We start from the raw sequence: 20,482 nt of genomic DNA on the forward strand, positions 1-20,482 counted from the left end.
GACAGCAGCGGCGTCAGATGAGGACGATGCCCTCGGCAACGCCGATGGCTCGCAGGTCGCGGTACCAGCGCTCGACCGGGTGCTCCTTGGTGAAGCCGTGGCCGCCGAGCAGCTGCACACCGTCGAGGCCGATCTGCATGCCCTTCTCCGAGGCGAGCTTGCGGGCCAGCGCCGATTCGCGCGCGAAGGACAGACCCTGCTCGGCGCGGGAGGCGCCGCGGAGAGTGACCAGTCGCAGGCCGTCGAGCTCGATGGCGATGTTGGCGACCATGAAGGCCACCGCCTGGCGATGGCTGATCGGCTCGCCGAACGCCTCGCGCTCGTTGACGTAGGGGATCACGTAGTCCAGCACGGCCTGGCTGGTGCCGACCGCCATCGAGGCCCAGCCGAGGCGGGCCAGGCGGATCGCGTTGGCGTAGTCGGCGGCACGCTGGGCGGCGTCGCCGTCGCCGAGGATCGCGGATTCGGGCACCGAGACGTCGGTGAGGATCAGCCGGCCGAGGCCGGCCGCGCGCAGTCCCATGCTGGGGTCCGCCTCCACGACGAGGCCCTTGGCGTCGGACTCGACGATGAAGAAGGCCTGCTTGCCGTCCAGCTCGGCCGCGACGAGGAACAGCTCGGAGTCCGCGGCGGCGGGCACGAAGGACTTGACGCCGTTGAGCTTGTAGCCGCTCGGCGAGCGAACTGCCTTGGTCTGCAACGCGAACGGGTCGAACAGTGCGCGGGGCTCGTTGACCACAACTGCCGCATTCGGCACCTTCTCGCCGGTGAAGGCCGGGAGGTAGGTCTGCTGCTGGCTGTCGGTGCCCCACTGGGTCAGGGCGACCGCGACGCCGCTCGGCGCGAGGATCGGCAACGCCAGGCCCATGTCGCCGTGTGCGAGCGCCTCGGCGACGAGGGAGTTGGTGACCGCGCCGCGCTCGCTGGCGGCGCCGTCGAGCTCCTCGGGCACGTTGATGAGGGTGATGCCGAGCTCCGCGGCGCGCCCGACCAGGTCGGCGGGCGAGGCGGCGGCCGCGTCCGCGTCGTGCGCGGCGGGGCGCAGGATCTCGCCCGCGAAATCGCGGACCGTCTCGACGATCATCTTCTGCTCGTCGTTCGGGGTGATGTCGAAGTAGTCGGCGTTCTTGGCCTCGGCAGTGGGCAGGCGCTTCGGCTGGCCGCCGCCCGAGACCTTCGTGAACGTCCTGGTCGCCGCTCCGAGCGTCTTGAAGCCGGTCTTGGTGCCCTCGTAGGTGACCCGGTCGATGGTCTGGCGGAGGTTGTACTTCTCGGCGAGCTCCGAGCCGGTGATCTTGGTGAGCACCCGCATGGCTGCTCCCATCGCGTCCCGCTTCACCGGGTTCAGGCCTACGGCGGAGGTGTCGCGGGGCTCACCCTTGGCGCCGTTAGCTCTCACAACGCTGTCTTGCTTACTCATGATCACCAGTTTCTCGGTGTTCGGTCGTGGACACCCGTTATCTTACTCCGGAGTAAGATAGGAAGTCGAGAATTTTGTCAGAGTGATCACGGTCACCCGCCCTGTCTCCCGGTCCGCGGTGACCGCGCTTGATCATCGACACCCCCGCCGCCAGGCTGGGGGTATGGCGGACAACCAGGCCATCGCGATCGTGGACCCGCACGTGCATCACTGGCTGCCGTCGAGACGGCCGTGGTACCCGCTGATGCAGGAGCGGAGCGACGCGAGGCCCTCCACGCTCGGTGACCTGCGCCGATTGGCACACGACTACACCGCGGCCGACTACCTCGTCGACACCGTCGGCTATGAGGTCCGCGCGATCGTACATGTCTCGGCCGTCAGCCGAACCGGAACACATCTCGACGAACTGGAGTGGATCGGGGAGCTCGCGCGCGTGGACGGTTGGCCCGCTGCGGCGATCGGCACCATCGACCCGGCCGCCTGCTGGCCCTCGATCCGGGCCGACCTCGACGCGCAACGGCGCAACCCGCTCTTCCGTGGGATCCGGGTGCTGCGTGGGCTCCGCCCGGATTCCGAGGTGACCGTGCCGCTGCTCGACTACCTGCGGCGGCACTCGCTGGTGTTCGACCTCGTAGCGCATCCTCGCTCCATGCCGGGCTGGTCCGAGGCGCTGCGCGGCCACGAGGATCTGGTCGTGGTGCTCGAGCACGCCGGATGGCCCATCGCCGCAGCGGATTTCGATGAGTGGTCGGACGCGCTCGGTTCGCTCGGTGAGCGCGCGAACGTGCAGTGCAAGATCTCCGGGTTGGGTATGGCGCTGCACACCCTTGACGGGGCCGTCCAGCGACCCTGGGTGCTTCGGTGCCTGGAGGTCTTCGGTCCGGGGCGGGCGATGTTCGCGAGCAACTTCCCTGTGGACCGCATGTACGGCGATTTCGACCGGCTGTACGACGGATACCAAGCGGCGGCGGCGCAATTCGATGCCGACGCCCGGTCCGCCCTGTTCGAGACGAACGCGCGACGCGTCTACGGCCTCCTCCCCAGGTAGGAGGTTTCCGGCCATCGGCTCACCTACCGTTGAGTCGTGATCGTGATCCGACCGCGTAGCGACCTGCGCCCGCTGGTGCGGTGTGCGCCCCTGGTTCTGGTGCCGCTGATGCTGCTCGCGAGCGACTTCCCTGGCGAGTATCAGGTGCCGGCCGGTTACTGGCTGCTGTCCGTGGCCGCGGCTGCGGTCTTCGTCGTGGGCGACCGGTGGCCGCTACCCGTCTCGGTCGTGCTGTCCGCGCTGGCGGTTCCGCTTTTCGCCGCGGACGCATGGGGCTGTCCGAGCTGGTCCCGTATCTGGGGGCGGTGTCGCTGGCCGAGGTCGCGATGCGCACACATCGGACCTGGCAAGTGGTCACGGCGACCGCGTGCTGGACCGGGGCGGTGCTCGCCGGGATCTGGGTCGACAGCCATACGGACTTCTGGCGCCCCGCGACCGCGGTCTCGACGGTGGCATATGTGGGCCTACCCCTGCTGCTCGGGCTGTACCTGCGTGCGCAACGGGACCTAGCGGTGACCTACCGGGCACAGGCCGCGGCCGCCGAATCACGCAGGGCCGACGCCGAACTCCACGCGAGGACCGCCGAACGCAGTGCGCTCGCGAGGGAACTGCACGACCTCGTCGCGCATCACATGGCATCGATCGTGCTGCGGATCGGGGTCGCGCGGCACGTGCTCGCAGATGCGGACCCGCGGGTACACGGGGTGCTCGACGACGTGCACGCGACGGCCTCCGATGCGCTCTCCGACATCCGCAGGCTATTGGTGGCGTTGCGGGATCCGGCCCTGGGCGAGGTCGCGCTGGTCGAGTCCGACGCGGTGCCGACCGAGATCGAGGCCGCGATCGAGCGCACCCGGGCGGCGGGATACGCGGTCACCTCGGAGGTGGACCCGGACCTCGGCGGGCTGGACGCGATCGGCAGGCTCACGTTGCTGCGGGTGGTGCAGGAATCGCTGACCAATGTCATGAAGCACGTGGACCCCGGCGGGGAGGTCGCGGTGACGGTGGCACGCCGAAGTGCGGGCATCGCAGTCCGTGTCACCGACTCCGGCCATGACGCCGGCGCCCCGAATCCGGCCGGGCACGGGATCATCGGGATGGGCGAGCGCGTCGAACTCGTCGGCGGCACCCTCGACGTCGGCCCCACCGAGCGGGGGTGGGAGGTCGATGCCTGGCTCCCCGTCGTTGTCACGGCAGAGGAGGGGGAGAAGTGATCCGGTTGCTGATCGTCGACGACCAGCGCCTGGTCCGCGCGGGGCTGCGGATGCTGTGCGAGTCGACGCAGGACCTCGAGGTGGTCGGCGAGGCGTCGAATGGCGTCGAGGCGGTCCGGCTGGCCGCCGAGTTGTCCCCGGACCTGATCCTGATGGACCTGCGGATGCCGGGACTGGACGGCATCGAGGCGACCCGGCAGATCGTGCGGTCGTGGCCGCAGGCGAAGGTGTTGGTGCTCACGACCTTCGACGACGACGATCACCTCTATCCCGCGCTGGCGGCTGGGGCGGCGGGATTCCTGGTCAAGGACACCGCGCCCACCGATCTGTTGAGCGCGATCCACCGCATCGTCGACGGTGACATGCTGTTCTCGCCCGCGTTGCTTCGGCGGCTGGTGGACCGTGCGCTCGACGGCGGCCCGCAGTCTGCCGGGGACGTGGAGGCCGCGCTGACGGCGCGCGAGCAGGAGGTGCTGGTTCTCGTCGGCGACGGGCTGAGCAACCAGGAGATCGCGGACCGGCTGCACCTGGGGGTGACGACCGTGAAGACGCACATCGCCAACCTGATGGACAAGACCGGTTGCGACAACCGGGTCCGGCTGGCGGTCTACTCGCACAAACGCGGCTGAGCCTCGGCCCGAAAACCTGCACACAACCTTCACAACTCCTGCCGGGCATCCCCACACACGGCCCATACAGTCGATGCATGACCCAGCGAAGAGTGCTCGTCGTCGACGACGAACGCACGATCTCCGAGTCGATTGCCGCGCGGTTGCGCGCGGAGGGGTACGAGGTCGAGACGGCGGCGGACGGGCCGGGCGCGGTGTCGGCGTGCGCGAGCTTCGACCCGGACGCGGTGGTGCTGGACGTCATGCTGCCGGGTTTCGACGGGCTCGAGGTGTGTAGGCGTATCCAGGCCTCCCGGCCGGTTCCGGTGCTGATGCTGACCGCCCGTGCCGACGAGACGGACATGGTGATCGGGCTCGGGGTTGGCGCGGACGACTACCTGAGCAAGCCGTTCAGCATGCGGATCCTTGTCGCTCGAGTGGCCGCGCTGCTGCGCCGTTCCGAGCGTGCCGTGCCGGAGCAGCCCGAGATCCTCGCCGTCGGCGCGGTGACCATCGACCTCACTGCTCGGCGGGTCCGGCTCGGGTCCGAGGAGGTCCACCTGACCCGAACCGAGTTCGACCTGCTGGCGCACCTTGCCCTGCGTCCGCGCGCGGCGATCGCCCGCGAAACGCTGCTCGAACAGGTCTGGGGCTGGGGCGAATCAGCCAGTAGCCGCACCGTGGACAGTCACGTGAAGGCGTTGCGCCGCAAGCTGGGCGGCGACATGATCCGCACCGTGCACGGGGTCGGTTACGCGCTGGAGGTGCCGAGGTGAACTGGCCCCGGCCGCTGGACCCGTTGCGTTCCTTCAAGGCCAAGACCGGCCTACTGGTGGTCGCCTCGTTGTTCCTCGCGTCGCTGACCTTCTGGATCACCGCTCAGTGGCAGTTCCGGTTCGCGTTGCTCGCGGCCCTCCTCGCCGCGCTCGCGGTGACCCAGGTGCTCGCGCACGGGATGACCTCGCCGCTGCGGGAGATGACCGCCGCGGCGCGGGCGATGGCGACGGGGGACTACTCGCGACGGGTGCGTTCGACGTCGCGGGACGAGATCGGCCAGCTGGCGACGGCGTTCAACCAGATGGCGGAGGACCTCGAGGCCGACGACCGGTACCGCCGTGAGCTGATCGGCAATGTCTCACACGAGCTGCGCACCCCCATCGCGGCTCTGCAGGCGGTGCTGGAGAACGTGGTCGACGGCGTCGAGACGCCGGATCAGCAGACGATGCGGTCGGCGCTCGCGCAGACCGAACGGCTGGGCAGCCTGGTGGCGGACCTGCTGGATCTGTCCCGGCTGGAGGGCGGCGCGGTGCCGTTGCAGCGCACAACCTTCGAGATCGAGCCGTTCCTGGACGAGGTGATCCGGCAGGCCGCAGGCCCCAGCGGTCCGTTGCCCGCCCGGGTGGAGGTGACGCCGACGGGGCTGCGCGCCGTCGCGGACACGGCCCGACTCCATCAGGTGATCGCCAACCTCCTCGACAACGCGGCGCGGCACGGTTCGCCGGATGCGCCCGTGCGGGTCCGGGTCCGGGTCGACCAGGACTCGGGCCACCTGATCCTGGACGTGCACGACGACGGCCCCGGCATCCCCGTGGCCGACCGGTCCCGGGTGTTCGAGCGCTTCACCCGCGGCGGCGCGCAGGACGGCGGGACAGGCCTCGGGCTCGCGATCGCACGCTGGGCGGTCGAGCTGCACAGCGGCCGGATCGAGGTCCTCGACACGGGTCCTGGCTGCTGCATCCGGGTATCGATTCCGCAGACCTGACCCGACAGACACAACGAATTCCCTTGGGGTCCGGCCTTCCCGGCCGGTCCCGTGATGACGCCTGCCCGCGTGCCGGGTGGGCGCAGATCAGGAGGACCAGATGAGCGCAGAGACGATGGACCTGGCGACGACGGCGGCCGCCCGACCCGGGGCCGTGCCTGCGATACGCCCATGGCGATGGCCGCGCGGGATGTGGCGGCGCGATCGGACGTCGATGGCCCCCGCGCGACCCTGGCCGCCGCGCTGGGTGCCGGCGCCATCGCCACCCTCACCCTGCAGGTGACGGTGGTGAGCATCGCCTATCTCCTGACCGGAGCGGCGGTGGCGGCGACCGCGTTCGCCACCGTTCGTCCGCGTCCGACGGGGCTGCAGGTCGGCGCGGCCCTCGGTGCCCTCGCCCTGCTCGCGGTGGCGGCGGTGCGCGGCGCCGAGTGGCTGATCACGCTGTGCGTCGTGGCGAGCTGGGTCGTCGGATCGGTCGCCCTTGTCGGCGGCTGGACGTGGACGGGCCTCGCACTGGCGTCGACCGCGGTCTGGCTCACCCCGGTGCGGGTGACCGGCTGGGTGCGGCGCGGCCGCGCCCGGCTCCGGACCGGGCGGGGCGTGAAACCGGGGCGGGTGGCCGCGGTGGCGGCGATCAGCGTCGTGCTGATCCTGGTGTTCGGTTCCCTCTTCGTCAGCGCGGACCCGGAGTTCGCCGAGCTGTTCGGCGCCGTGGTTCCCGACGTGCAGGTGACGAATCCGGTCGGCCGCCTGATGCTCGGCTTCCTCGTCATGGGCACGGCCCTCGCGGCGGCCTACCTGCGGCGGCGGACCCCGCGTTTCGATGCCATGGCGCCCCGGCGAGGGCGCCCGGTCGCGCGGTGGGAGTGGGCGGTGCCGCTGGCGCTGCTGGACCTGCTGTTCGCCGTCTTCGTCGCGGTGCAGGTGCGGGTCCTGTTCGGCGGGGACGACCACGTACAGGACACCGACAACCTGACCTACGCCGATTACGCGCGGCAGGGCTTCTGGCAGCTCACCGCGGTCACCGTCCTCACCCTGGCGGTCATCGCGATCGCCGTCAGGAAGGTGGATAGGCGGGACGCGGGGGACCGGTTGAGCGCCCGTCTGCTCCTCGGAGCGCTCTGCGCCCTCACCCTCGTGATCGTTGCGTCGGCGGTGCATCGGATGTCGCTGTACGAGAACGAGTTCGGCTTCACCCGGCTGCGCGTGAGCGTGATGGCGACGGAGCTGTGGCTGGGTGTGGTCTTCGTGTTGCTGATGGTGGCCGGGGTGCGGATGTCGGCGCGGTGGCTGCCGCGGGCGGTGCTGGCGTCGGTGGCGGTGGGGTTGCTCGGGTTCGCTGCGCTCAATCCGGACGGTTACATCGCTGAGATGAACGTGGAGCGGTACGCCGACACCGGGGACATCGACGTCGGGTACCTGCGCGGCCTGTCGGTCGATGCGGTGCCCGCCCTCGACCGGCTGCCCGAGCCCGCGCGCTCGTGCGCGTTGCTCGGGATGGACGTCGACGACACGGCGTGGTTCGAGTACAACAGCGCGCGGTCGAAGGCGCGCGAGATCCTGCGGACGAGGCCGGTCGGGCCGTGCGACAGCGGGGTCAGCCCGGCTTCCTGGCCTCGATGAGGTAGCGCGTCGTGTGCGCGAGGAACGGACCCTCCGCCTGGATCCGGTCGTGCAGGACCCGGAGCTCCGCGCGGTAGCGGTCGACGGTGAAACCCGGGACCATCCAGATCACCTTGCGCAGGAAGTAGATCACCGCGCCGATGTCGTGGAACTCCGTGCGCAGCGATTCGAATCGGAGGTCGACGACCTCCAACCCGGATTCCTCGGCCGCGGTCCTGGCGGCGTCGGGGTGGCGCCTGCGCCGCACCTCGGTTGGCTGCGGCCCGAGGAAGTACTCGACGAGTTCGAATACGCTGTGCGGGCCGACCTGCTGGGAGAAGTAGGTTCCACCGGGGCGCAGGACGCGAGCGATCTCCTCCCACCACACTGTCACCGGATGACGGCTGACCACTAGATCGAAGGCGCCGTCGGCGAACGGCAGTGGCGGCTCGTCCTCGTCGGCGACGACGGCGACGCCGAGGGGGTGCAGCAGCGCAGTGGCGTTCGCGATGTTCGGCGGCCAGGACTCGGTTGCCACAGTCAGGCGGGGAAGCGCCGGTACCCCGGCGAGCACCTCCCCGCCTCCGGTCTGGATATCCAGGGCCGCGGACGCGCGCCGCATCCGGTCGCCCATCGCCGCGGCATACCCCCACGAGGGGCGCTGCTCGCTCGCCCTCCCGTCGAGCCACGAAAAGTCCCAGCCGTCCACCGAGACCGAGTCGGCCTCTGCCACCAGGTCCTCGAAGGTGCGCGACATCGCTCAATCCTGGCAGAGGCTAGGTCCAGGGCGGGATGGGCCGCTTGACCCACATGATCTTCTCGTCGGCGTGCGCCGGGGTGGCCTGCGGATGGTCGGGGTTCGCCGTGGCCCACGCCGACTTCTGGTCGAGCAGCTCGGCGACCACGGTCCAGGTCTCCCTGGTGCTCGGCGGATTCGCGCCAGCCGCCCGCGCGAGCTTGCGCAACCGGTCGTCGGGCAGATCGAGGAGCTCGGCTCCGCTGATGGCCCGGTCCCACGCGAACCGGGCCAGCTCGGTGGCCTTCTCGCGCCGCTTCCGGTCGGCCGCGTCGGTGTGCGCGAAATCGACCTCGCTCGGTTCCATCAGGCCTCCCAAACTGCTAGCCGCCGTGACCTCCGCCGTGTCCGCCGGACGCGGGCGCAGGAGCTGCAGGCGTCTCCATCTTCATGTTCATGTCCATCGTCATCGGGGTGGGCCGCTGGCCGGGTTCGAGGACGAGGAACTGACCCATCATGCCCTGATCCTCGTGGAGCAGCAGATGGCAGTGGTACATGTACGGAAAGGTCGGGTCGGAGTATTCGGTGAAGCGCAGCGCCAGCCGGAACCGAATACCCGGCGGCGTATAGACGGTGTCCTTCCAGCCGGCCAGCGCCGGGGGCGGTGGGCTGCCGTCGATGTCGATGATCTGGAACTGCACGTCGTGCACGTGGAAGTTGTGCGGCCAGTCGTCGACGTTGCGCACCGTCCACACCTCGGTGGTGTCGACGGTGGGGAGAAGTCGATGCGGTTCATGTCCATCTGCGCGCCGTTGATCATGAACCACTGGAGCTCGAAGCTGCGCTCGGCGGCCGCGCCGGTCGGGTCGAGCCGTGCGATGGTCGCCAGCGTTGCGGGCAGTGCGGGTGAGGCGGTCGGGTTCTCGCTGGGTCGCAGCTCGAGGATGTCGAAGCTGTCCTGCACCCCGAACGCGGCCGCGTCGCCGCGGTCGAGTCCGGCGTGGTCCTCGTGGGGCAACGCGCGCAGCAGCGCGTTCGAGCCGCTCACGGCCACCACGATCTCGGCTCGCTCACCGGGGCTGAGCCGGACCCGGGTGAGCGGTACCGGCGCCGCCAGCAGCCCGCCGTCGCTCGCGACCAGATGGAACTCGCGATCATCGGCGAAGCCGAGGTTGTACATCCGTCCCGAGGAACCGTTGAGGATCCGCAGCCGGACCCTCTCGGTGCTGACCGGCAGGTGGGCGCCGGCGATCCCGTTGGTGACGATGGTGTCGCCGAGCAATCCGATGTCGGTGGGGTCGGACTCGTCGAGGGTTCCGTCGGCCGTGAAGCGCTTGTCCTGGATGATCAGTGGGATGTCGTCCACCCCATAGGTCTTGGGCAGGTCGACCGCGTCGGTGACCTCGTCGTCGACCAGGAACAGTCCGGCAAGGCCGCGGTAGACGTGCTTCTCGGTGGAGCCGTGCGGGTGCGGGTGGTACCAGAGGGTCGCGCCCGGCTGGTTCACCGTCCATGCCGGCTCCCAGCGGGCGCCGGGCTCGATGGTCTGGTGTGGCCCGCCGTCGAAGCGGGCGGGCACGTGCATCCCGTGCCAGTGCACCGTGGTGGCCTCGGGCAGGCCGTTGTCGATGGTGAACGCGATCGACTCGCCGCGGCGGGCGCGGATGGTCGGACCCAGCATCGAACCGTTGAACCCCCACGTCGCGGTCGACTTGCCTGCCAGGATCTCCGAGCTGCCCGCCCCCGCTGTAAGGGTGAAGTGCCGAGTGCCCGCCGCGTCGGTCGTGGCGGTGGCGAGCGGCGGGATGGGCAGAGGCCGGGAGGACGTGCCCGTCGGGCTCGGCTGGCCGGCGGCGCATCCGGCGGACAGGGCGATCGGGGTGGCGGCGAGCCCCATCAGGAAGGCGCGCCTGGAGACGACGTTCATGCCCTCGAGTCTTCGGGGCGGGGGACCGCGTGCCGCCCGTCCGGAGGCCGGTGTTCCGGCGATTCTGGTCCTCCCGTCGGCCCTTGTGCGGGCAGTCGTGCTGTGTTAACGCGCGGTCCCGGCGTGGGTGTGGCATCGTTCTGTCATGCCGGTCATCGCCCAGATATTCGCTGGTCTCGCTGCTGCGCTACACGTCGTGATCTTTGCCATGGAGAGCGTGTGGTGGACGCGCCCGGAGGTCTGGAAACGCTTCGGCCTGACCAGCCAGCAGGACGCGGATGTCGCCCGCCCGTTGGCCTACAACCAGGGCTTCTACAACCTCTTCCTGGCGATCGGAATCGTGGTCGGCCTGATCATCGGGGATTCCGCCGGGCACGCCATCGTCGTCTTCTGCTGCGTGAGCATCATCGGTGCCGCGGTGGTACTCGCTTCAACGGGCGCAAAGTACCTGCGGCCTGCGGTGGTTCAGGGGATCACCCCGCTGCTCGCGCTGATCACCGCGGCAGTGTTCTAGAACGGCGGGGGCTGGTGGCGGTGGCGTTCGCCCAGGATCGCGAGGTGTTCGGCGTGGTGGGCGCGGAGTTGTGCGCACCGGGCGAGGTGGCCGGGGTCGGTGATGGTGGCGAGCTCCGGGAGCGTCGGGGTAGGTCCGTGGGTTGCATGTGGGTTTCCCACCAGGTCGGTTCGTAGATCCCGAGGTCGGGTGGTGCGGGTGGCGGTGGTGCGGGTGTCGGCTTCTGGATCGGTCGGGGCCTTGGTGTTGTGGTGCGGGCGCTGGGTCGTTGTTCGACCGGGAGCGGCAGGGTGATGCCGATGGTGCCGTGTGCGCCGATCCAGGCGATGACGTCGCCGTCGAGGCGGACGACGCGGAAGAGGCGGTCTGTCTTGGCTTGGTGGTGGCGGGTGCAGGCGGGTTCGCCGTTGCTCTCGACGGTCCAGCCGCCGGCGTGGGGGTTGTTTGGGTCGAATTCGATGATGTGGTCGAACTGGCAGTCGCGGGCTTTGACGGTGCAGCCGGGGAAGGTGCAGGTGTCGTATTTGTCGAAGACCGCGGCGCGGACGGGGTTGCTGGGTCGGTAGGTCAGGGCTCCGCGGGGTGGGTGGTCGTATCCGCCGTGCCCGTCCGGGTATTGGCCGTCGAGCAGGGTCGGGTTGGCGGTGATCGCGTCGAGGATGTCGGTAATCCGCGGCTCTTGAGGGCTGGTGCCAGACCGTGGGCGCACGACAGTCGGTGGAGGTAGCTGTCCTGCAGGACTGCGGCGCAGGCGATATCGGGTGGGAACCCCGGGTATCGGGTCCGAGACAGGGCTGTCCCCTGAACCGTTAACTCCTAAACCAGTGTCGCCCTTCGTAGCTCGTGATGGTTCTTCATTCGCATTCTCGGGCGGCCCGCCATCCGCCGCGTTGACCACCTCGTCGTCAGGGTTGCCAACGTCGTTTCCGTCGCTGCTGGAGGTGGTGTCACTGTCGGTCCTTCGTTCGGCAACGATTCGCCTGGCGTCGGCGATCACGGCCTGCCACGTCGCATCGCCCGCGAGCAACCGCGCCAACTCCGGATCGATCGGCCCGTGACCCTCCAGATGCCCGGGATGGTCGGCCAACCGCAGCAGACTCTCCAGATCGATATGGATGTGCACCTCGGGCTTCGGCCGCTCGGGTCGCGGTAGGTGCGCGGTCGGGCATTCGATCCGCCCGCACTGGCAATGCAGATAGGTCTCGCCGTGCACCAGCGCCATGAACGCATCCGTCCGCAGGTTGTCGACCGTCCGCGGATCCTCCCGACAGACCGTGCCCGCCATCTCCTGAATGAGACTGTCGAGGGTGCGACCCTCCGCCGCGGTGAGGGTGGCGTAAACCTGGGCCATGCCGTGCAGGTCCGCGGTCACCGACACACGCCGACTGTGTCGCTCTTTTCGCTTGCGGAGCTCTTCCGCCTCGGACGGGTTGATGCGGATCAGCTCACGCATCACATCCGCCGCCAACTTCTTCGGCGTCAGATACAGGGCCGCGTCCGCGAGGTGGCCTTCCATCCTGGCGAGGGTGGCATCGGAAATCTCCGCCGTCGCGTCGACGATCGCGAACACCCTCGGAAAGTCCACCCGCCCCGACACGAACACCGCACGAATGAGCGGCAGCCGCAGATCCAACGCATTACCCACCGCCACATACCGTTCCGCGGTGAAGGCACTCACCCCCAACGCCAGCGAGGTCTCCATCTCCGCCGACCGCCCCGCTCGGTAGGCGAACTCCTCACCGAACAAATCCACCTCGTGCGCGAACTGCCGCCGCGCGAACGCCGCCGCCGTCAACACCTTGTGCGCCGCCGCGGCGTTCTCCGCCCGCCCGTACTCCCGCAACGCCGACAACGCCGCCGCACCATCATCGAAATCCACCGGGCGCGCGTCCGCGCGGGCACCCTCACCTGCGGCGCAACCTCGAAACCCCCCGGTATCGAACATGTGTACGAGTCTACGCTCGGCCACCGACAAGAGGGTTCCTAGTCAATTTCTGTGGGTGGGTTCAGCCGGGTGTGCCTCGATCTATCACTCGCAGTACTTGTTCCGGCGTATGTCCTGGCCAGAAGGCGTGCATCGCCCATGTGGCGCCCGCCTTGCTGAGCGCCTCGAGGTCGACGCCAGGACGAGCCACCACCGCGATATCGAACGTCCCAGACGAACCACGCACGGTCTCGATTCTCTCCACGATGCGCGCAACCCCTGCCGCATCTATTTCGAGTGGGAAGATTCCGTCGTATCGTGCGGCGCGCTCTATCGGGCGGCCCGAACTGCGCTCGGTACCGAACCACAGCGGAATCCGTGGCTGCTGGACCGGCCGAGGGCGGATTTGCACATTTTCGGCCACCAGGAGCCCACGGTGGGTGACGGTCTCGCCGGCCCACAATGCCGCCAGAACTTCGGCGCCTTCATCGAGCGCTCGGCCGCGCTGACGAGGATCAGCGACGTCACCGAAGGCCGAGTACTCCCGTCCGGCATCGCTGCCTGTGCCCAATCCCACGATCAGTCGACCATGACTCAGGTGGTCGAGGGTCACCGTCTCTCGTGCCAGTTTGATCACTCGCCGTCGTGGCAGTGGTGTCACCATCGGCCCCAACTTGATCCGGCGGGTCACCGCCGCCGCAGCGGCAAGTACCACCCAGGGATCCGCGATGTCCCACTCGCCCGAAATGGGACTCAGTACATGATCCCAAACGAAGAGCCCATCCCAGCCCGATTTCTCAGCGGCCTGTGCGATGTCGGTGATCGCGTGCGGGTCAGCCAGGGCGCCGAAGAGCGGTACGTAGATCGCATGACGCATCGTCGGACCATAGCGCCGCTGCGCCCGCAATTTGATGGTCTGCGCTGTTGTGAGTGACGAATTCTTCGTTCGCAGGGCGTGCCGACGATGGCCACCATGGAGGGTCATCCGCGGCTGCAACACGTCGAGCGCGTCGTTGGGCGAATGCGGTCCTCCGGGGATACCTCTTGGAGCTCTGTGGCTTCCTCCATGAACTGTGTGGAGAGCCTGCAGGAATTCCGAGTCATCGACCATGACGCGTCAGGTCGCCGTTGGGCGAGGACTACGTCGGGAATGTTGTCTCTGAACAGCTTTCAGCGACCATCAAGCCTGACCTACGGGTTGTACTGTGAGCCATGCCATTACCAGCTCGTCGAGTGCTCCGCGTAGGAGCGTTGACGCTCTCTGCGCTCTTCGTGGCGGGTCTGCTCTACACAATGCTTGTCCACCGCAGTGTCAACGTCTTCACCCCGCCGGAGAGAATCGAGTCACTCGGCAGGACCTACCTTCTGGGCAACGCCGAGTTCAGCCGAGAGGAACTGGATCAGCGATACGGGCCCAAGCACACCGGGACCTGGACGCTCGATCGAGTGGGCTTTCTGCCACCCATGCACGGCATCTATCAGTGGCAGAACGATGAAGTCCGTGGTGAGGCCACGACGAGCGCCTTCCTGAAGTGGGGCGAGCGATACATCGCCTACTCGCTCTCGGGCGGCCCCTGAGCTACGCAGTGCTCGACTGCCCCTGCCCCAGCTGCTCCAACACCGCGTCGTGCAGCAGGCCGTTGCTCGCCACCGCGCTGCCACCATGCGGGCCCGCGCTGCCGTCGAGCGCGGTGAAGCGTCCGCCCGCCTCGCGCACCAGGATGTCCAACGGCGCCAGGTCCCACAGTGAGACCTCGGGTTCGGCGGCGATCTCGAGCGCGCCCTCGGCCAGGAGGCAGTAGGAGTAGAAGTCGCCGTAGCCGCGGACCCGCCACACCTCGTCGGTGAGCGCGATGAACTGGTCGCGGATCCCGCGGTCACGCCAGCCGCTCAGGCTCGCGAAGCTCAGGCTCGCCGACTCCAATCGGTCCACCGCGGACACCGAGATCCGGGTGGGCTCGCCGCCGTCGAACGAGGCGAAGGCGCCAGCACCCTCGGACGCCCACCATCGCCGCTTCAATGCGGGCGCACTGATGACGCCGACCACAGGAACCCCGTCCTGCAGCAGCGCGATCAGGGTGGCCCACACCGGGACCCCGCGGACGAAGTTCTTGGTGCCGTCGATCGGGTCGACCACCCACTGCCTGCCCTCGAACGTCGCGTCGCCGCCGAACTCCTCGCCGAGGACCGCGTCGTCCGGCCGCTCCGCCGCGAGCACAGCCCGGACCGCCCGCTCGACCGCGAGGTCCGCGTCCGAGACCGGGGTGAGGTCGGGCTTGTCGTCGACCTTCAGATCGAGCGCGCCGAAGCGGGCCATGGTGATGGTGTCGGCCTCATCGGCGATGCGCAGTGCGAGTTCGAGATCGGTCACGGCCAAGACGGTACTCGACCCGGGTCCGGACTTCCTCGGCGATTCACCGCGCATTCAGCGCGAGTCGGGCGGCCGTTTCGCAGTGGCTGTGACGATCGGGATCGTGATGCTGACACGGCGCAGTGTTCTCCTCGGAGGTGGCGCGTTGGCGGGTCTGGCCGCGGCAGAATTCCTCGGTATGACCGCGCACACGCCGGGCTCGGCCACCCAGCCGAGGCCGAAGCCGTCGACGGCCGTCTGGTTCGACGTGATCTCCGACATCCAGGGCGACCTCACCGACCTCGACCGTGCGCTCGACGGACTCGCGGCGTTCGGCCGGGCGGACGCGCTACTCCTCAACGGGGATCTCACCCCGAACGGCCGCGAGCACGAGTACGAGGAACTGTTCGACCGGCTGCGCCGCAGCGAGCACCCGGACGCGCTGTACACGATCGGCAACCACGAGTTCTACAACGGTGAATCGAGCGAGGTGTCGGTCGAGCGGTTCCTGCGGTACTCGGCGATGCCGGGGCTGTTCTCCGCGCACGAGGTCGGCGGGGTGCCCGTGATCCGGCTCGGCACCACGGACGGCAGCGAGGCGAGCGGGCACTGTGTGATCCTCGGCCGCACCCAGCTGGACTGGCTGCGGGACACGCTCGAGGAGTGCCCGCGCGAGCGCCCGGTGCTGGTGATGAGCCATCACGCGCTGCCGGGCACGGTATCGGGGACGTTCACCGATCCGCTCACCCAGGCGCCGAAGATCTACAGCAGTGACTATGCGGAATCCGACGAGCTGCTGGCCCTGCTCGCAGGGTTCCCCAACGTGCTGCTGCTGAGCGGACACACCCATTGGAGCCTCTATCGCGAGGACTGGCTGACCCGGCGGACCGCGCCGGGCGGGCACCCGGACGGGTTCGCGGCGGTCAACACCGGCGCCGTGCAGACCGGCTTCGGCCCGGACGGCCGCGGCGGCGAGGAGCCCGTCGACAGGAACGAGAACCAGGGGCTGCGGATCGAGGCGGACGGGCCGACCGTCCGGGTACACGCGCTCGACTTCCGGCGTAACGCGGTGATCCGGACGGCGGAGTTCCGCGTCGACGGCCGGCCCGGCCCCGTGTCCGTCGCGTCGCCGGGCTGGCCCGGCGTGGTCACCTGAGGGCGACCGCGGCGGCATTCCCCTGCGGGCACCGGTAACCTTGATTCTTGTGCATCCCGACGTTTCCGCAGACCTGGCCGAGCTCAACACCACCCTCACCACCGTCGAGCGGGTGCTGGACGTCGAGGAGCTGCGCCGGCGCATCGACGAACTTGAGCACCAGGCGGCAGATCCGGAGTTGTGGAACAACCAGGAGCACGCCCAGCAGGTGACCAGCCAGCTCTCCCATGCGCAGTCCGAGCTGCGCCGGGTCGAGGGCCTGCGCGGTCGCCTCGACGACATGCCGGTGCTCTACGAGCTGGCCGAGGACGAGGGTGCCGACGCCGTCGCCGATGCGGACGTCGAGCGTGCATCGCTGCGCGACGATATCGCGGCGATGGAAGTCAAGACCATGCTCTCGGGTGAGTACGACGAGCGCGACGCGCTGGTCAACATCCGGTCCGGCGCGGGCGGCATCGACGCCGCGGACTGGGCCGAGATGCTGATGCGCATGTACATCCGCTGGGCCGAGAAGCACGGCTACGGCGTCGAGGTCTACGACGTCTCCTACGCAGAAGAGGCCGGCATCAAGAGCGCGACCTTCGCGGTCAAGGCGCCCTACACGTACGGAACCCTCTCCGTGGAGATGGGCACCCACCGCCTGGTGCGGATCAGCCCGTTCGACAACCAGGGCCGCAGGCAGACCTCCTTCGCCGAGGTCGAGGTGCTGCCGGTGGTCGAGACCACCGACCACATCGAGGTCAACGAGAACGACGTGCGCGTCGACGTCTACCGCTCGTCCGGCCCCGGCGGCCAGTCGGTCAACACCACCGACTCCGCGGTGCGGCTGACGCACATCCCCACCGGCATCGTGGTGACCTGTCAGAACGAGAAGTCGCAGCTGCAGAACAAGGTCTCGGCCATGCGGGTGCTGCAGGCCAAGCTGCTCGAGGTCAAGCGACGCGAGGAGCGGGCCGAGATGGACGCCCTCAAGGGCGACGGCGGCAGTTCCTGGGGCAACCAGATGCGTTCCTACGTGCTGCACCCGTATCAGATGGTCAAGGACCTGCGCACCGAGTACGAGGTGAACAACCCGTCCGCGGTGCTCGACGGCGACATCGACGGCTTCCTCGAGTCCGGCATCCGCTGGCGGATGAGCGCGGAGCAGGTCTAGCCGGTGTTCTCGGCGTTCAAGCTGGTCCCGGATACCGGATTCGAGGTTTGGCTGAAGTCCAGTGGCCTGGAGATCGTGCTCTACGTCATTGGCGGGCTGCTGGTCGGGCGGTTCCTCTCCTGGTTGGGGAACAAGGTCACCGACCGGATCGACCTGAACTACCACCAGGGCGACGCGCTGGTCCGTTCGGAGGCGACCAAGCACCGGCACGCCCTGGCCCAGGTGATCACCTGGGTGCTCATCATCATCGTGTACACCCTGGTGACGATCGAGGTGCTGCAACGGCTCGGCTTCTCGGTGGCGAGCCTGGTCGCGCCCGCGACCGTGCTCGGTGCCGCGCTCGGTTTCGGCGCGCAACGTGTGGTGCAGGACATCCTGGCCGGCTTCTTCATCATCGCCGAGCGGCAGTACGGCTTCGGCGACGTCGCGCGGATCGCCATCACCGGATCCTCTGAGGACGCCTACGGGACGGTCGAGGACGTGACCCTGCGGGTGACGCGGCTGCGGTCCTCCGACGGCGAGGTCATCACCGTGCCCAACGGACAGATCGTCAAAGCCGTCAACCTCTCCAAGGACTGGGCGCGGGCCGTGGTCGACGTCCCGATTCCCGCCACCGCGGACATCAACCACGTCAACGATGTGCTGCGCGGTGTCGGCCGGGAGGCGTTCGCGGATCTCGATCTCGAACCCCTGCTCCTGGACGAGCCGTCGGTGATGGGCGTGGAGAGCCTCGAGCTGGACACCGTCAACATCCGGATGGTCGCGCGCACCCTGCCCGGCAAGCAGTTCCAGGTGGGACGCGAGCTGCGGGTACGGGTCGCCGAGGCGCTGCGCCGGGAGGGCATCCTGGTGGGCCCGGACCTGGCGGCCGATCAGATCGGGGACAACGTATGACCGCCGAACGCGCGAAGAAGACGGAACCGGCCGACAAGCACGAGCGGCGCTGGTCGGTACCGAAGACACTCGGTCGCGCCAGGACCTCGACGGTCGCGCTCTCCGTGGCGTTCGTCGCCACGGCGATGCTGCACGGATACCTCAATCCGGAACCGCCCATAGACGAGGTGACCGGGCCTACGGCGCCGGTGCTTTCGGAGACCCCGTCGCCTGCCACGAAGCGTTCGGAGCCGAGCACGACCACCCCGCCGCCCAGCAGCAGCAGCGCCACCAGCGCGACGCCGACGAGCGCGCCGCAGGAGGCCGTCACGACCACCCCTCCGCCCGCCGTGGTGCTGCCGCCGTGGCTGCCCGTTCCGTCCGGGGTTGAGTTGCCGCAGGGGGTCGTGACGGCCACCCCTGAGACGTCGACCACACCTCCGACACCCACCCCGTAGGGCCTGGACCTGCGGGTCCGTCGAAACCCAAGGTCACCGTCGGATAACGGCTAAACTGGCTCCCCGTGATCAGCGTGGAGAATGTGTCCAAGTCCTACAAGACCTCGTCGAGGCCTGCACTGGACAAGGTGAATGTCTCGGTGGACAAGGGCGAGTTCGTCTTCCTGATCGGCCCGTCCGGGTCCGGGAAGTCCACCTTCATGCGGCTGCTGCTCAAGGAGGACACCCCCACCTCGGGCGACATCAGGGTCGGGGACTTCCACGTGAACCGGCTGTCCGCGCGCCGGGTACCGAAGCTGCGGCAGAGCATCGGCTGCGTGTTCCAGGACTTCCGGCTGCTGCAGCAGAAGACCGTGACCGAGAACGTGGCCTTCGCCCTCGAGGTGATCGGCAAGCCGCGCAACGTGATCGATCGCACCGTTCCTGAGGTGCTGGACCTGGTCGGCCTGTCCGGCAAGGCGGACCGACTGCCCACCGAACTCTCCGGCGGTGAGCAGCAGCGCGTCGCCATCGCGCGGGCGTTCGTGAACCGGCCGCTCGTCCTGCTCGCCGACGAGCCCACCGGCAACCTCGACCCCGACACCACCGGCGACATCATGTTGTTGCTCGAACGGATCAACCGCACCGGAACCACAGTGCTGATGGCCACCCACGACCACCACATCGTCGACTCGATGCGGCGCCGGGTGGTCGAACTCGACCTCGGACGCGTGGTGCGCGACGAGGCCCGCGGTGTCTACGGCGTGGGGCGTTAGGTACCCCCGACCCCTCGCCGTTCACCCCGACATACGAAGGACAAGACTTTCCGATGCGCGCCAGCTTCATCTTCAGCGAGGTTTTCACCGGCCTGCGCCGCAACATCACGATGACCATCGCGATGATCCTGACGACCGCGATCTCGCTCGCCCTTTTCGGCGGCGGACTGCTCGTCGTCCAGATGGCGGGCAAGACGCAGCAGATCTTCCTCGATCGGGTCGAGGTGCAGATCTTCCTCACCGACGACGTGTCCATCTCCGACCCCGACTGCAACCAGGACATCTGCTCGGCCCTGCGCAGCGATCTCGAGAGCACCCCGTCGGTGGTGTCCGTGCAGTACCTGAACCGGGCGGACGCGGTGGCGGACGCCAAGGAGCGGGTGTTCAAGGACCAGCCCGAGCTCGCCTCGATGGTGAGCGAGGACTCGCTGCCCGCCTCGTTCAAGATCAAGCTCAGTGACCCGGAGCGGTTCGGGGTGATCAACGATTCGTTCGGTGCCCGCCCGGGTGTGCAGAGCGTGCTCAACCAGCGTGATCTGGTCGAGCGGTTGTTCAGCGTGCTGAACGGAATCCGGAACGCGGCCTTCGCGATCGCCATCGTGCAGGCGATCGCCTCGATCCTGCTGATCGCGAACATGGTGCAGATCGCCGCGTTCACCCGCCGCACCGAGGTCGGGATCATGCGGCTCGTCGGCGCGACCCGCTGGTACACCCAGCTCCCGTTCCTCTTGGAGGCCGTGGTCGCCGCGCTGATCGGTGCCGTGCTGGCGATCGCCGGGCTGTTCACCGCGAAGAATCTGTTCATCGACGACGTGCTCACCGACGTCTACGACGCGAATATCGTCGCCCGGATCTCGAACAGCGACGTGCTGCTGGTGTCGCCGTTCCTGGTGCTCACCGGCGTCGGCATGGCCGCCATCACCGCCTACATCACGCTGCGGCTCTACGTCCGTGAGTAATCGGTTGCGCCCCGGGCATA

20 protein-coding genes and 1 pseudogene are annotated in these 20,482 nt (G+C 68.6%); 14 read left to right on the forward strand and 7 right to left on the reverse strand.

Annotated features, from left to right (window positions below):
• Positions 1 to 13: 13 nt before the first annotated feature.
• On the reverse strand, positions 14 to 1,426 hold the full coding sequence (locus tag BTZ20_RS08665; protein ID WP_077041076.1) for an acyl-CoA dehydrogenase family protein: 1,413 nt from the start codon (positions 1,424 to 1,426) through the stop codon (positions 14 to 16).
• A 157-nt stretch (positions 1,427 to 1,583) separates the two neighbouring features.
• Between BTZ20_RS08665 and BTZ20_RS08670 the strand changes: the two genes are divergently transcribed.
• The 6 genes from BTZ20_RS08670 to BTZ20_RS08695 all read left to right on the forward strand — a co-directional run bounded on the left by BTZ20_RS08670 (position 1,584) and on the right by BTZ20_RS08695 (position 7,678).
• On the forward strand, positions 1,584 to 2,468 hold the full coding sequence (locus BTZ20_RS08670; RefSeq protein WP_077041077.1) for an amidohydrolase family protein: 885 nt from the start codon (positions 1,584 to 1,586) through the stop codon (positions 2,466 to 2,468).
• Positions 2,469 to 2,737: 269 nt separating this feature from the next.
• The gene (locus tag BTZ20_RS08675; RefSeq protein ID WP_317616083.1) at positions 2,738 to 3,682 is read left to right on the forward strand and encodes a sensor histidine kinase; all 945 of its coding nucleotides are present in this window, start codon (positions 2,738 to 2,740) and stop codon (positions 3,680 to 3,682) included.
• Positions 3,679 to 4,311 (forward strand): response regulator, encoded by a 633-nt coding sequence (locus tag BTZ20_RS08680; RefSeq protein ID WP_077041078.1) that lies wholly within the window; start codon positions 3,679 to 3,681, stop codon positions 4,309 to 4,311. The genes BTZ20_RS08675 and BTZ20_RS08680 overlap by 4 nt, the downstream gene beginning before the upstream one ends.
• Before the next feature lie 77 nt (positions 4,312 to 4,388).
• Entirely contained in the window at positions 4,389 to 5,066 is a 678-nt protein-coding gene (locus tag BTZ20_RS08685; RefSeq protein ID WP_077041079.1) for a response regulator transcription factor, read from the forward strand.
• A complete protein-coding gene (locus BTZ20_RS08690) occupies positions 5,063 to 6,052 on the forward strand; it encodes a sensor histidine kinase (protein WP_077041080.1) in 990 nt (329 codons plus the stop codon). The genes BTZ20_RS08685 and BTZ20_RS08690 overlap by 4 nt, the downstream gene beginning before the upstream one ends.
• A gap of 171 nt (positions 6,053 to 6,223) precedes the next feature.
• Positions 6,224 to 7,678, forward strand: a complete 1,455-nt coding sequence (locus BTZ20_RS08695) for a DUF4153 domain-containing protein (RefSeq protein ID WP_317616084.1) — start codon at positions 6,224 to 6,226, stop codon at positions 7,676 to 7,678.
• Here BTZ20_RS08695 and BTZ20_RS08700 read toward each other — a convergent pair.
• The 3 genes and pseudogenes from BTZ20_RS08700 to BTZ20_RS08710 all read right to left on the reverse strand — a co-directional run bounded on the left by BTZ20_RS08700 (position 7,653) and on the right by BTZ20_RS08710 (position 10,320).
• The gene (locus BTZ20_RS08700; RefSeq protein ID WP_077041081.1) at positions 7,653 to 8,414 is read right to left on the reverse strand and encodes a class I SAM-dependent methyltransferase; all 762 of its coding nucleotides are present in this window, start codon (positions 8,412 to 8,414) and stop codon (positions 7,653 to 7,655) included. The genes BTZ20_RS08695 and BTZ20_RS08700 overlap by 26 nt on opposite strands.
• A 19-nt stretch (positions 8,415 to 8,433) precedes the next feature.
• Positions 8,434 to 8,760, reverse strand: a complete 327-nt coding sequence (locus BTZ20_RS08705) for a hypothetical protein (protein WP_077041082.1) — start codon at positions 8,758 to 8,760, stop codon at positions 8,434 to 8,436.
• A 16-nt stretch (positions 8,761 to 8,776) separates the two neighbouring features.
• Positions 8,777 to 10,320 (reverse strand): annotated as a pseudogene (locus tag BTZ20_RS08710) (multicopper oxidase family protein).
• A 145-nt stretch (positions 10,321 to 10,465) separates the two neighbouring features.
• Between BTZ20_RS08710 and BTZ20_RS08715 the strand changes: the two are divergent.
• Complete coding sequence (locus tag BTZ20_RS08715) at positions 10,466 to 10,834, forward strand: DUF1304 domain-containing protein (protein WP_077041083.1); 369 nt, start codon at positions 10,466 to 10,468, stop codon at positions 10,832 to 10,834.
• Here the strand turns inward: BTZ20_RS08715 and BTZ20_RS08720 are convergent.
• Both BTZ20_RS08720 and BTZ20_RS08725 read right to left on the reverse strand, forming a co-directional pair.
• Positions 10,815 to 12,779, reverse strand: coding sequence for an HNH endonuclease signature motif containing protein (locus tag BTZ20_RS08720; RefSeq protein WP_083742593.1), 1,965 nt, complete (start codon positions 12,777 to 12,779; stop codon positions 10,815 to 10,817). The two genes, BTZ20_RS08715 and BTZ20_RS08720, sit on opposite strands and share 20 nt — an antisense overlap.
• A 61-nt stretch (positions 12,780 to 12,840) precedes the next feature.
• Positions 12,841 to 13,635 (reverse strand): LLM class flavin-dependent oxidoreductase, encoded by a 795-nt coding sequence (locus tag BTZ20_RS08725; RefSeq protein ID WP_077041085.1) that lies wholly within the window; start codon positions 13,633 to 13,635, stop codon positions 12,841 to 12,843.
• 374 nt (positions 13,636 to 14,009) lie between these two features.
• Between BTZ20_RS08725 and BTZ20_RS08730 the strand changes: the two genes are divergently transcribed.
• Positions 14,010 to 14,336 carry a hypothetical protein gene (locus BTZ20_RS08730; protein WP_223263684.1) on the forward strand — a complete coding sequence of 109 codons (327 nt, stop codon included), beginning with the start codon at positions 14,010 to 14,012 and terminating at the stop codon, positions 14,334 to 14,336.
• A gap of 1 nt (position 14,337) precedes the next feature.
• On the opposite strand, the gene hisN is transcribed toward BTZ20_RS08730, so the two are convergent.
• A complete protein-coding gene (hisN, locus tag BTZ20_RS08735) occupies positions 14,338 to 15,183 on the reverse strand; it encodes a histidinol-phosphatase (RefSeq protein ID WP_077041087.1) in 846 nt (281 codons plus the stop codon).
• Positions 15,184 to 15,235: 52 nt separating this feature from the next.
• On the opposite strand from hisN, the gene BTZ20_RS08740 reads away from it, so the two are divergent.
• The 6 genes from BTZ20_RS08740 (at position 15,236) to ftsX (ending at position 20,462) form a co-directional block, all read left to right on the forward strand.
• The gene (locus BTZ20_RS08740) at positions 15,236 to 16,264 is read left to right on the forward strand and encodes a metallophosphoesterase family protein (protein ID WP_223263776.1); all 1,029 of its coding nucleotides are present in this window, start codon (positions 15,236 to 15,238) and stop codon (positions 16,262 to 16,264) included.
• Positions 16,265 to 16,313: 49 nt separating this feature from the next.
• Entirely contained in the window at positions 16,314 to 17,417 is a 1,104-nt protein-coding gene (gene prfB, locus BTZ20_RS08745; RefSeq protein ID WP_077041089.1) for a peptide chain release factor 2, read from the forward strand.
• A 3-nt stretch (positions 17,418 to 17,420) separates the two neighbouring features.
• Positions 17,421 to 18,311 (forward strand): mechanosensitive ion channel family protein, encoded by an 891-nt coding sequence (locus tag BTZ20_RS08750; RefSeq protein WP_223263685.1) that lies wholly within the window; start codon positions 17,421 to 17,423, stop codon positions 18,309 to 18,311.
• Complete coding sequence (locus tag BTZ20_RS08755) at positions 18,308 to 18,748, forward strand: hypothetical protein (protein WP_077041090.1); 441 nt, start codon at positions 18,308 to 18,310, stop codon at positions 18,746 to 18,748. Before BTZ20_RS08750 ends, BTZ20_RS08755 begins: the two co-directional genes overlap by 4 nt.
• 65 nt (positions 18,749 to 18,813) lie before the next feature.
• A complete protein-coding gene (ftsE, locus tag BTZ20_RS08760) occupies positions 18,814 to 19,503 on the forward strand; it encodes a cell division ATP-binding protein FtsE (protein WP_077041091.1) in 690 nt (229 codons plus the stop codon).
• 53 nt (positions 19,504 to 19,556) lie between these two features.
• Positions 19,557 to 20,462 (forward strand): permease-like cell division protein FtsX, encoded by a 906-nt coding sequence (gene ftsX, locus BTZ20_RS08765; RefSeq protein ID WP_077041092.1) that lies wholly within the window; start codon positions 19,557 to 19,559, stop codon positions 20,460 to 20,462.
• The last annotated feature ends 20 nt before the right edge of the window (positions 20,463 to 20,482 follow it).

Source organism: Rhodococcus sp. MTM3W5.2, from assembly GCF_001984015.1.
In the GTDB taxonomy this organism is placed as follows: Bacteria; Actinomycetota; Actinomycetes; order Mycobacteriales; family Mycobacteriaceae; genus Rhodococcus_G; species Rhodococcus_G oryzae.

What these genes read in the sequence shown, in the direction of transcription:
- BTZ20_RS08670 (WP_077041077.1), top strand. Translation starts at nt 1,584, where the DNA reads ATGGCGGACAACCAGGCCATCGCGATCGTGGACCCGCACGTGCATCAC.
- BTZ20_RS08675 (WP_317616083.1), top strand. Translation starts at nt 2,738, where the DNA reads ATGGGGCTGTCCGAGCTGGTCCCGTATCTGGGGGCGGTGTCGCTGGCC.
- BTZ20_RS08685 (WP_077041079.1), top strand. Translation starts at nt 4,389, where the DNA reads ATGACCCAGCGAAGAGTGCTCGTCGTCGACGACGAACGCACGATCTCC.
- BTZ20_RS08695 (WP_317616084.1), top strand. Translation starts at nt 6,224, where the DNA reads ATGGCGATGGCCGCGCGGGATGTGGCGGCGCGATCGGACGTCGATGGC.
- BTZ20_RS08700 (WP_077041081.1), bottom strand. Translation starts at nt 8,414, where the DNA reads ATGTCGCGCACCTTCGAGGACCTGGTGGCAGAGGCCGACTCGGTCTCG.
- BTZ20_RS08705 (WP_077041082.1), bottom strand. Translation starts at nt 8,760, where the DNA reads ATGGAACCGAGCGAGGTCGATTTCGCGCACACCGACGCGGCCGACCGG.
- BTZ20_RS08715 (WP_077041083.1), top strand. Translation starts at nt 10,466, where the DNA reads ATGCCGGTCATCGCCCAGATATTCGCTGGTCTCGCTGCTGCGCTACAC.
- BTZ20_RS08720 (WP_083742593.1), bottom strand. Translation starts at nt 12,779, where the DNA reads ATGTTCGATACCGGGGGGTTTCGAGGTTGCGCCGCAGGTGAGGGTGCC.
- BTZ20_RS08725 (WP_077041085.1), bottom strand. Translation starts at nt 13,635, where the DNA reads ATGCGTCATGCGATCTACGTACCGCTCTTCGGCGCCCTGGCTGACCCG.
- hisN (WP_077041087.1), bottom strand. Translation starts at nt 15,183, where the DNA reads ATGCGCGGTGAATCGCCGAGGAAGTCCGGACCCGGGTCGAGTACCGTC.
- BTZ20_RS08740 (WP_223263776.1), top strand. Translation starts at nt 15,236, where the DNA reads ATGCTGACACGGCGCAGTGTTCTCCTCGGAGGTGGCGCGTTGGCGGGT.
- BTZ20_RS08755 (WP_077041090.1), top strand. Translation starts at nt 18,308, where the DNA reads ATGACCGCCGAACGCGCGAAGAAGACGGAACCGGCCGACAAGCACGAG.
- ftsX (WP_077041092.1), top strand. Translation starts at nt 19,557, where the DNA reads ATGCGCGCCAGCTTCATCTTCAGCGAGGTTTTCACCGGCCTGCGCCGC.